Source organism: Methanoregula sp., assembly GCF_002835825.1.
GTDB lineage: Archaea > Halobacteriota > Methanomicrobia > Methanomicrobiales > Methanospirillaceae > Methanoregula.
This window is the reverse complement of the sequence record NZ_PIZH01000033.1, coordinates 1-10,344: the sequence shown is the minus strand read 5'-3', so window position 1 is coordinate 10,344 and position 10,344 is coordinate 1. Positions and strand designations below refer to the sequence as shown.

At 54.9% G+C, this 10,344-nt stretch carries 13 protein-coding genes and 1 tRNA gene; 7 read left to right on the top strand and 7 right to left on the bottom strand.

The annotated features are described in order from the left end of the window. On the bottom strand, positions 1–563 hold a 563-nt coding region (locus CW742_RS02405; protein WP_292416015.1), incomplete at its 3' end, for an invasin domain 3-containing protein. A 419-nt stretch (positions 564–982) separates the two neighbouring features. On the opposite strand from CW742_RS02405, the gene CW742_RS02400 reads away from it, so the two are divergent. From CW742_RS02400 to CW742_RS02375, 6 genes are read left to right on the top strand one after another with little or no spacing between them, the layout of a single operon-like run. Next, entirely contained in the window at positions 983–1,585 is a 603-nt protein-coding gene (locus tag CW742_RS02400; RefSeq protein ID WP_292416013.1) for a hypothetical protein, read from the top strand. Continuing rightward, positions 1,578–2,672 carry a hypothetical protein gene (locus tag CW742_RS02395; protein WP_292416011.1) on the top strand — a complete coding sequence of 365 codons (1,095 nt, stop codon included), beginning with the start codon at positions 1,578–1,580 and terminating at the stop codon, positions 2,670–2,672. Before CW742_RS02400 ends, CW742_RS02395 begins: the two co-directional genes overlap by 8 nt. After that, positions 2,666–3,175 (top strand): hypothetical protein, encoded by a 510-nt coding sequence (locus CW742_RS02390; RefSeq protein ID WP_292416010.1) that lies wholly within the window; start codon positions 2,666–2,668, stop codon positions 3,173–3,175. Before CW742_RS02395 ends, CW742_RS02390 begins: the two co-directional genes overlap by 7 nt. Continuing rightward, entirely contained in the window at positions 3,163–3,534 is a 372-nt protein-coding gene (locus tag CW742_RS02385; protein WP_292416008.1) for a hypothetical protein, read from the top strand. Before CW742_RS02390 ends, CW742_RS02385 begins: the two co-directional genes overlap by 13 nt. After that, positions 3,512–3,985: a hypothetical protein gene (locus tag CW742_RS02380; RefSeq protein WP_292416006.1), complete on the top strand. Its 474-nt coding sequence runs from the start codon at positions 3,512–3,514 to the stop codon at positions 3,983–3,985. Before CW742_RS02385 ends, CW742_RS02380 begins: the two co-directional genes overlap by 23 nt. Further along, the gene (locus tag CW742_RS02375) at positions 3,982–4,785 is read left to right on the top strand and encodes a hypothetical protein (RefSeq protein WP_292416004.1); all 804 of its coding nucleotides are present in this window, start codon (positions 3,982–3,984) and stop codon (positions 4,783–4,785) included. The genes CW742_RS02380 and CW742_RS02375 overlap by 4 nt, the downstream gene beginning before the upstream one ends. A 129-nt stretch (positions 4,786–4,914) precedes the next feature. Here the strand turns inward: CW742_RS02375 and eif1A are convergent, their stop codons facing one another. The 4 genes from eif1A to trxA all read right to left on the bottom strand — a co-directional run bounded on the left by eif1A (position 4,915) and on the right by trxA (position 8,391). After that, a complete protein-coding gene (gene eif1A, locus CW742_RS02370; protein ID WP_292416017.1) occupies positions 4,915–5,223 on the bottom strand; it encodes a translation initiation factor eIF-1A in 309 nt (102 codons plus the stop codon). Between the two features lie 101 nt (positions 5,224–5,324). Beyond that, positions 5,325–5,966, bottom strand: a complete 642-nt coding sequence (locus CW742_RS02365) for a LysE family translocator (RefSeq protein ID WP_292416002.1) — start codon at positions 5,964–5,966, stop codon at positions 5,325–5,327. Positions 5,967–6,097: 131 nt separating this feature from the next. Next, on the bottom strand, positions 6,098–7,912 hold the full coding sequence (locus CW742_RS02360; protein WP_292416000.1) for a KUP/HAK/KT family potassium transporter: 1,815 nt from the start codon (positions 7,910–7,912) through the stop codon (positions 6,098–6,100). A 77-nt stretch (positions 7,913–7,989) separates the two neighbouring features. Further along, on the bottom strand, positions 7,990–8,391 hold the full coding sequence (gene trxA / locus CW742_RS02355; protein ID WP_292415999.1) for a thioredoxin: 402 nt from the start codon (positions 8,389–8,391) through the stop codon (positions 7,990–7,992). A 119-nt stretch (positions 8,392–8,510) separates the two neighbouring features. On the opposite strand from trxA, the gene CW742_RS02350 reads away from it, so the two are divergent. Next, positions 8,511–8,585: transfer RNA gene (locus tag CW742_RS02350), tRNA-Met, on the top strand. Positions 8,586–8,617: 32 nt separating this feature from the next. On the opposite strand, the gene CW742_RS02345 is transcribed toward CW742_RS02350, so the two are convergent. Further along, a complete protein-coding gene (locus CW742_RS02345; RefSeq protein WP_292415997.1) occupies positions 8,618–9,424 on the bottom strand; it encodes a tetratricopeptide repeat protein in 807 nt (268 codons plus the stop codon). 77 nt (positions 9,425–9,501) lie between these two features. Then, on the bottom strand, positions 9,502–10,188 hold the full coding sequence (locus tag CW742_RS02340; protein ID WP_292415995.1) for a class I SAM-dependent methyltransferase: 687 nt from the start codon (positions 10,186–10,188) through the stop codon (positions 9,502–9,504). Positions 10,189–10,344: the final 156 nt, after the last annotated feature.

Below are 10,344 nucleotides of genomic sequence, written 5' to 3'. Positions count from 1 at the left end.
GTGCCATCCTTCAACCCGACGCCGTTACCACCTGTTACGGTTATCCGGACCGCTTCCGATACATTCCTGTTGTCAACGCGGTTGTTCCAGTAATCGTATACCGTCAGGTTCACCCGCGTCTCGGAACCAACCATCAGCTCGGTTGGATAGGTATCAAAAATCGCCTTATCCGGGGTGTTGTGATCGATTCGCTGGTATGTGGTGAGCGTAACGGGGGGTGTTTCTCCATCATTGACGGAGACAGATGCATGAATAATTGCATTGCCACTGATCGTTTTTGTAGTAAAGACTGCTGTCGCAATACCAGCGGCATCGGTTTTGACAGGAATTGAAGGGGATATCGTCCCCAGTGTCTGCGAGGCAGCATCAAGGGCGAAGGTTACATCCGCACCGGCAACAGGACTATTTGTCGTATCCATCACGGTTACCGTGATTACGGAACTGTCTGCTCCGTTTGCTCTGATCCATTCCGGCGTGCTTATCGTTGACGAAGAGAGATCCAGTGCTGCTGCTGAACTGACAAGGAGGAGAAATCCGATCAATCCCAGAATCGTTCGTTTCACTATCCTGCCTCCTTCCTGAGAGAGGTTTTTCTCTCTCTTTAGTATATATAATTTTGTATTTTGTTTTTTCTTCATATTATTGTCAGATTTGCGAAATAGCAATTTTTTCAGCGCTGATATCCGCCAGACTCGCGCACTCTTTACGGTTTTCTCCAGGAGAATCAGAGAGCCGGCCGGGCATTCCTGAAGGAAAGGTTAGGTTAATTACACGGGAATTTTTTTCCTTCAATCCTCTGACAGGATTCAGGATGCCGGGGCACCGTGTGCCACGAGTTCTCTAAAAACTCCCGGAGGATCGGGATCGTGAACATAAAATCATCCAATTGTTCGTAATCGGTATAACAAAAGCAGTAACAGACGTATCGCAATTAACGAAAATTTATATTCCGGCTCCCTCCTATAAACCATTGAGTAATTCCATGAAAAAACTGGCATATCTCCTTTTTTTTATCGCGATAGCAGGAGTTCTTCTCGGTATTACAGGTTTTTTCTCCCTGCCTTCATTCAGTTTTTCTTCCGAGACAAAGGAACCAGAAGCCGGTACCGGTTTTATCATTCTCAACGAATCCGATCCTGTCACGGGGATCAGTTTTCCGGATACCGCATCCCGCATCCTGTTCAGCCTCCCCGAATGGGAGGGAAACACTACCGGAACCTTTGGTATCCGGATGATCCAGGGCTATCGACTCGATACTTCCGGAAATGCCAGCAGCTGGGACATTATAGTCTGCCAGGAGGAGCGTTCATTTCTTATCACGTACAGCCGTTCAGGAGAAAAGGTATACAACTGGTCAGGCAGGTGTCCGGAACAGGAGATTCACCCTGACCTGATAATCACGCCACGGGAGCTGTTCCTGGAACACCAGGAGCGGATTGTAACCCTGCCAGATTCGATGACGACCGAGTCGTGGGACCTGAGCCTCGTGGGAAATACCTATTATCTTACTATCACCGGTCCGGGAATTCAACGGGAACTCAGGTTCAACGCAACAACAGGAGCACTGATTTCCGCAAATGACTGACGATGCCGGTGCAATGTCCGTAGACTTCCTGGTCGGATTTACCATTTTCATCCTTGCATTCATCTGGGTGGCAACCATGATCCCGGGGCTTTTTCTTGGGATCCAGTCCCACACGATCGATTTCGATGCCGTGGCCTACCGGACTGGAGTTATCCTTGTCGAGGATCCCGGGGATGTCAGTCCCTCAGCGGATGCAAGCATACCCTGGGAACTGCAGAAAAACAAGCTCAATATTGCCCGGTTCGGCCTTGCCATTGCAAAAGATACCCCCAACATTCTCGATGAAAGTAAGGTACACCGGTTTTTCAACACCGTGGATTTCACCTATCCAGCAGATTACCAGAAACGGGCAATATTCGGGGATTTCCCGTACCGGTTCAATATTTCCTTACAAGAGACAGGAAAAGATACCCTGATGTCTGTCGGCGATGTCATCCCGGAATTTTACCAGTATGGCTCAATACGCAGGGCGGTAAAAACCAGGAGCGGAAGCAATGCTACGATCGGGAAGACACTCATCGAAGCATATGGATATAATAATACAGAGGAAGTTGGGCATCACCGGTTCTCGATTATGATCAATACCTCGTCCCTGTTATTCGATGATGTGGGATTTCTGAAGAGGCCGACTGGTGCTGCCGCGTACCGCATCAACCCGCTCAGGGAGAGGATCATCATCAATATCACGGACCTGGAAGAATCCCGGGCCCCGGATAAACAAGGTTCAGCTCTGACCATGTCCGTGTCAAACGTCCAATTCTTCACGAAATCGTATGGGAAGTCCACACTCGACCCGTTTGTCGTTCCTGCAGCATCATACGGGAGTTTCCTCTATAAGGACGGAGAAGGAACTCCCGTTACTCCTCCGGCGAGTTTTTCAAAGGATGTGGCACTGGTATTTGATCCGGGCTTTTTCATTAACGCAGGCACGGATGACACGATCTTTATCAACCTGACCTTTGAAGTGGTCCCGGAACAGCAGTTCCTGAACAATACCCACACCCGGCCCTTCCTGTATGACTACAACCCGGTGAATGTCACGCAGCCTGAACTCAAAGATGCGGTGTTGGAGGTGGCGGTATGGTAAATGCCGACGGACAGCTATACACTATCGAGGGGGTTGCAGCAGCCCTGATCCTCCTCCTTACGGCGTACATCGTGGTGAACTCCACATCTGTTTATACGATGGGGGACACCCACATCAGCGACATGCAGCTCGAAGTTGTGGGGGATGATGCACTGAAGATGATGAATACTGCACCCAACAGTTCGGTGGAAAAAACATCTCTGCGGACCATCATTGAAACGGGCGATGCTGTACAGTTCCAGGAGATGTTTGACAGTATCGTGAATGCAAAGACCGGCACCGGCAGGGATCGCATCCAGTTCATGGCAAACGTGACCTACGAACGGTCAGATGGAACCGTCGGCGATGTCCCCCTGGGCGCATCCTCCCATATATTCACGGGAAGGGAACATGCCGTCAGGGTAACCGAGTGGGTCATTGTCGACAGCCCCTGTCCACTCTGTTCGGACGTCACTTCCGGCAAGCATGCAGTACTTGTGGAGGCGTTAGTATGGCGCGACTGAACGATGATGCACAGTGGATCGTGCTGATGGGATTTATCGTGAGTTTTGCCCTGTTCTTTATCGCGATACTGATCAACCAGTCAACGATCGTAGGACAGACCACGGCTGAAGCGGTCTCGGAATTCCCGAAAACCGATATCCGTGAGGTCCGGGGCATGATCATCCAGTCGGAATTCCTTGGTGATGAAAACGATAAAACCAACGTGCAGAGGGAGATACGGAACCTGTCCTTAAGCAGGCATAACGCCGTGGTAGAATTCTCTTCTTCACCTCCGGCGGGATCGGATCCGTACACCCATATTGAAATGCATTACAACAACGGAGTGACGGCATACAATGAGACCTGGCGATCCGAATAAGAACCACGGGACAAAGACTGACGCAGGTGTGGCAAACCTGATCGAGTACATCCTGATCTCCGGCGTTCTCACCGGCCTGTTCATCGTTGTACTCCTTCTCACGAACACGCATTTCATGGAAATGCCCGCAAAAACCATCACGTACTCGGCATATACCGACATCAGCAACGGGATCTCGACAAGAATCGTTGACATCTATGCCATCGCACCGGCAAACGGTAATATCACATCCCGGTTCGACATCCCGGATGAAGTTGCCGGGCAAGGCTACCTGGTCGAGGTCGGGAATCTCTATGGCGAGGACCTTTCTGCCCAGACCGTGCGCATCAGCGGCACTACGGTTACAGCCAACGTGGCAATTGCCGGGATAGGATCCACGCGCAGGGCAGGCGGGAATACCACGGGCAGCGGTATGAACAGGATCAGTTACAATTCCGGAGGATTCGTATGACAAAGAGAAAAATCCAGGCACCATGCACCGAGGGCGTATCGGAGTCCATAGGGTTTCTCCTCATCTTTACCCTGATGATGGCAGGCATCGGCCTTGTGACCCTGTACGGGTACCCGCTGCTGATGCAGCAGCAGACGAGCGCCGATGAGCAGATCATGGAAAAGAACATGATCGTGCTCCAGAACGATGTAAAAAGCCTCGCGTACAAGACCGTCCCTTACAAGGAGACCTCGCTCAAGATCGGAGGTGGGGCCCTGACAATATACAATTCACACCATACTCCCCCGGCCTCAAAGATTACGATCCGCGATGCGAATGGAGTCATCTTTGTCACTGATTTCAGGTCCGGGGATCTTACCTACTCCTCCGCATCTGCCAATACAGAAGTTTCACTCCAGAACGGCGCTGTTGTGAAGCGTCAGAATCAGGGTTCGGTAATGCTTGCTGAACCGCGGTGGTTCTACGACGGGCAGACGAAAACCCTGGTCATCAACCTGGTAAATCTGACAAGCAACGGCCTGATGGCCCGGGATGGTATCGGCACCGTGCAGATGGCATTGGGCGAGACCCGGTTTGATAACTACGATACCACCGGGCTCGTCCCCATCTATCTCACGTATACTCCCGACAGCGTGAAGGATTACTCGGTTGCCTGGGATAATTACCTCCGGCAAACCCTGGGAATGTCACGGAACTCAGGAACCCCCGGATCGGGAACGGGACAACCACTGGAATACGAACTGCCACAAACCAGCCGGCTGGTAATCAAGCAATACGAAGTGATCATCCGCTCGCTCTAGATGAGGATATCATAGTATTGGGGCCTGAGGGGGAATTGTTCCCTTCTCCTTCCCGTATGCGCCGATGAAAAGGAACAATGCCTCGTATCACCGGAATGCAGTAGCAGAGTGCAGAAAAAAGAGACACTGTCACAGGTACTTATTCCGCCGGAGCCACTCGACCTGCGGGCCGGTGTAGCGGTACACGATATCGCATTTTTCATCCTGGAAGTTCCACGGGATGACAATCAGGATATCGCCCTCCCGGATCCAGACTTTCTTCTTGATCTTTCCCTTGATCCTTCCCATCCGGGTCACACCGTCAAAGCAGCGGACGCGGATATGGTTTGCACCCATCATGAGCTCGGCACTGCCGAACATCTCCCGGTTGCGTTTCTGGGGCAGCCTGACCCTGACGATCTCATCGCCCGGAGGTGCTGCCGGTTTCTTCTCTGTCAGTGGAATCTCTCCCGTGATCCCGTTACGACGGCTCGTACGTGCTTAATTATTGGCGCTTCAGAAAATATATTTTCTTCTTGCGGGAGTCGGGCTGCACCGTGTCACGGACTGGCGATCCCCGCCAGTGCAAGGACTGGCGCGAGGATCATGACCACCCCGATACCGGCAATGAAGAGACCGGAGGCATGGTTGATCAGGGTCAGGTTCCTTTCGGTGAGCCGGGCACGGAACGACCCGACCACCCCGCACAGGATAACCCACCACAATGCCGAGCCAGCAATGAATCCTGAGACAAACCAGCCTGCCGAGAAGAGCGAGGTCCCGCCAAAGACAAAACCATAGCCCGGGAGGGTCACCATCAGGAAGACGAGCGTCATCGGGTTTGCAAGCGCAAGGGCGAGCATCGAGAAAAAGTCCTTTGAATACCGGCCCTGGCCGGTCTTGTCCTGACCGCGGTCGGGGACAAACCCGATGATCCTCACCCCGACTGCAATGAGGACCAGCCCCGCGAAGATCCTGAGCGGGACTTCAAACGAGAGGATAAAACCGGAGATGGCGGCAAGCCCGAGGAACGCGATGCCCGCATACACGGAATCGCCAGCGGTTATGCCAAACCCGGAGAGAAGGCCGTGCAGCCTGCCGGAAGAAAGGGTCCGCTGGATGCAGACGAGGGACAGCGGCCCGACCGGTACGGCAAGGATGAGACCGACGATGATTCCCTGGATGACGAGCCCGATGTCCATAGCACAAAACCCGGTGTTCCTGGTTACTCTGTTGATTGTGTCCCGTCATCAATGTTGTACTGTCACGCCCGAAAAGCGCCGGGCCGGTACGGAAGGCTGCTGCCCGGTACACCCGCCGGACACACCCCGGCTTACATCACGACCCGGGTCACGACGCCGTGGATTTTCTCCGGGGGAAGAGCATAGAACTGGATGAACGGCGGGGTGTTCTTCTTGATGATGCCGTAGATCTTCCAGATGAGCGTGTCGGAGACCACGCTCTCGATGCCGTAGAAGATCGTCTTCTCGTCAATGCCCTTCTCCTGCAGCAGCTTCACTACGTCCACGATCTCCATGTACCCGCACGTGACCCGGAAGATATGGAGGCCGGGAGCTATCCCGGTATCAAAGTCCGTGGTGATGCCAAACGGCTTCTCCGTGATCTGGATGGAGACGAGGATGTTGTTCTCGTACAGGATCTCGTTTTTGAAGATGACCTGGGAGAGGTACGGGGAGAGCCGGTGGATATCCCCGACGAAATAAAGGGCGGTGCCGCGGATCTTGTGCAGGTTCGCGTAACTCTCCTTGTACTTGGGGAGGAACTCCTCGATCGGGACCGGGCGGAGGATTGCATGAAGCCTGTCCTGGCCGAGGATGAACGTGACGATGACGATCAGCGGGATCGTGGCGATGAAAAACGACCAGTACGCGCCGTGGGGGATCTTGAAGAGTGTGGAGATGAAGAAGATCGCGTCGAGGACGAACAATGAGCCGGCAATGAGCATCTTGATGTTCTGGTTCCTCTTGAAGAAGATGATCGTCATCAGGATGGCGGAGATCATCATCGAGCCCGAGACGGCAAGGCCGTACGCGGCCGAGAGGTTCTCCGAGGACCGGAACTCGAAGATGACGAGGAGAACGCCAAAGAGGAGCATCCAGTTGACCGCATCGATATAGATCTGGGACCGGAGCTCGGGGGAGGTGTACTCGATCTTCATCTTGGGGATGATCTTCTTCATCATTCCCTGGTACATGATCGAGAACATGCCGGAGATCATCGCCTGCGACGCAATGACCGTGGCGCAGACGGAGAGGATTAAAAACGGGACCAGGAGCAGGGGATTGATGTGATTGATCATGGAAAAGAGGACATTATGGGTATTGTCCGTCTGCATGACGTACGCCCCCTGCCCCAGATAACTGAGCACGAGTGCCGGGAAGACCACGACCCAGCCCTTGACAATCGGTTCCCTGCCCAGGTGACCCATGTCGGCATACAGCGCTTCGCCGCCGGTGACACAGAGGATGACTGCCGACATGACCATCATCGATGCCCAGCCATTGTCGAGAATGAAATCAATGGCATAGGTCGGGCTTAAGGCATACAGGACCTGCGGGGCAGCGATGATGGAGATGGCCCCGGAGAGGGCGAGGGCGGCAAACCAGACCACCATGACCGGGCCGAACGTCCAGGCAACGCGATCGGTTCCGCGCTTCTGGAAGAGGAAGAGCCCGATGGCAATCGCGGCCGCGATGAGGAGGAGCGTGACCTGGGAGGTCTCCTCGAACCCGGGTATCAGGGCAATTCCCTCCACTGCCGAGAGAATACTGATCGCCGGGGTTATCACCCCGTCGCCGATGAAGAGGGCGATCCCGATGATAGTGAGGACCGAAACCGCAGACGCACCAATGCCGGGCTGCAAAAGCGTATCAACGATATTTTTCAGAACGATTGTCCCGCCCTCACCCTTATCGGAGAGCGACATCGCAAGCCAGATGTACTGGACAGAGATGACGATAAGGAGCGTCCAGGTGACAAGGGAGAGGAGGCCGAAGATGTTGAACGAGGACGGGATCATGAAGAGCATGACCGCACCCATCGTGTAGATGGGGCTCGTCCCGATATCCCCGAATACGAGCCCGAGGGACTTGACGATCTTCGATAAAGGAGTTCCCGTCTCGCCCATTATCCCAGTAGTGGGGATTGAGATCGGGTAAACCTTTTCATTTCCTGCGCCGTTATGACCCGCGTGAAAAAGCGGGGTTAATCGAGCCCGAACCTGCGGACGATCTTCTCCCGGATCGCGTCCTTGGGATACGCCCCGATGATCCGGTCCACCAGCTGGCCGCGGGAGAAGAGCATCATCGCCGGGATGGCATCGATGTTGAACTGCATGGCAAGGCGCCGGTTATCATCGGTATTGCACTTGCCAAAGGCAACTTTCCCGGCAAATTCTATGGAGAGTTCGTCCATGATCGGTGCAATCCGCCGGCAGGGTCCGCACCATTCCGCCCAGAAATCGATGACGGCAAACTGGTTGGTGGTCACGAATTGCTGGAAGTGCATCTCATCGACGTTCTGTACCCCGCTCCTGCCTGCGTCCTGCATTTTTCCGGCCAACTCCTGCTTGCGCTTCTCCCGTATCCGGACAAGCTCGTCATCCATGGATTCACTATACCGTTAGGCTGATATAATGTTAGCGGAGGCTGCGGGCAATACGGGAGAGAGTGAGTGAGTAAAGTATATCAGCGCCCCGAGACTATAGTATAACCCTGATTATAGGAAGCGAGGTAGGGTAGTCAGGATATCCCGACGGGCTCATAACCCGTAGATCGATGGTTCAAATCCATCCCTCGCTACTGGCTGTTTTAAAAAAACTGATTGTGGAAGATTACTTTCTCCATCCAAGGGCCATGACTGCACCGGCAGCCCCGGCAACCGCGATCCACCCGAGCGGGGATTTCACCGGCGTTGTCCCGGCAGGAGCGGGGTTGCAGCCGGTTTTCACAGCAGCAAGTTTCTCCTCTGCAGTGCCAAAGCCCGGCCAGGGCAATACATACTCCGGGTTGATCGCGATCGAGCGTTCCAGTGCTGACTGAGCACCGGTACAGTCCCCGCCTGCTGCAAGGACAGCGCCTTTCACGTGCCAGTAATGGGCGCTCTCCGGGGACTGCCCAAGAGCCGTATCAACGGCAGCAAGCGCCTCACCGTTTCTCCCCAGTCCACTGAGGGCTAATGCTTTCACGCCATAGTTTGCCGTATAGTTTGCATCCAGGGAGATGCCGGTATCCGCATCGTTCAGCGCCGCAGAATAGTTCCCGAGCGCAAGATACCCGTACCCCCGGTTCGCGTAACGCACTGCCTTTGGGTCCAGGGGAATCGCTTTTGAGATGATGTCAACGGATTTCTGGTACTGCCCCGTCTTCCGGAACGTGTAGCCCTGGAGGCAGAGAAGGTCCGGGTTGTCCGGGTACCAAGCCAGGCCCCGGGTCGTGACAGTGAGCACGAACGTCCAGTTCGATTCCGCAACTGCGCCTTGTGCTTCGGCAATATATGCCGCGGCATCCTGAGGGGGAGTGCCCGACGTGTCGGCTGCAGCGGACGAGATCCCGGCAGCAGCCGGGGCAGCAGCGGCAGTGGCGATCAACAGGAAGAACGAGAGGAAAATGATGATAAAGAGTCTGGCGGGCACTCTCATGAGGAATCACTGATGAGAGATACTACGCGGGACTACATAGTCCTGCGGTTTGAACACAGGATCCCGGAACGGGTTCCTTACGGAGTCCCGCCTTTCCGGGCAACGGTGACGATGAATGTCCGGTTCCGGTACACCACGTCCACGTCGGGGAACCCGGCTTCCTTCAGCCACGCGAGCTGGTCGGAGAGCTTCTCGTTTTTGTCCAGCGTGTCCCGGCGTTTCAGGATTTCGGCATGCTGCTCCGCGCTCATGGGGCCGGTCTCCAGAAAATCATTCCAGTACTCCAGGTACCGTTCATGGAAGTACGGTGTCTCACCGTCGGCCTGGTCGGCATTGACAAACATGCCCCCGGGCCGGAGCGCCGTGTAGATCCGTACAAAGAGCCGGCGCTTGTCTTCCGGTTCGAGGTGGTGGATCGATAGCGCCGAGCAGACAATATCGTACGGCCCGCCGAGTTCCCCCGAGGAGTAATCGCGCACGATATACTCCGTGTGCTCCCGGCCGGTGAACCGCTGGTGTGCCATCTCCAGCATGTTCTCGGCAATGTCGATGAGCGTCAGGTGCGCTTCCGGGAACTTCTCCAGCAGGTACGCAGAGAAGAGGCCGGTGCCGGCACCGATGTCGAGGATCTCCGGTTCGGGCTTATCGGATTCTGCGGCCCAGACCGCGGTGCCATAAAACTGCCGGAGATCCGGAATGATATGCTCCCGCTGCCGGTCATAGTCCTGCGCAAAACAGTTGAACGCGTGCCGGATGTGTTCCATCCTGCTGTCACCTCACCGTTACTGGGGCATCCCGGGTTTCGGGGTCTTTTCGCGGATGGAGACCATCACCGCACGGAACTGCCCGCGGTTGGCCAGGTGCGGCCGGACATTGAGTCGTCCCTTGACGCGCTTGCAGGTGGCAGGTGCCCTCGCGGC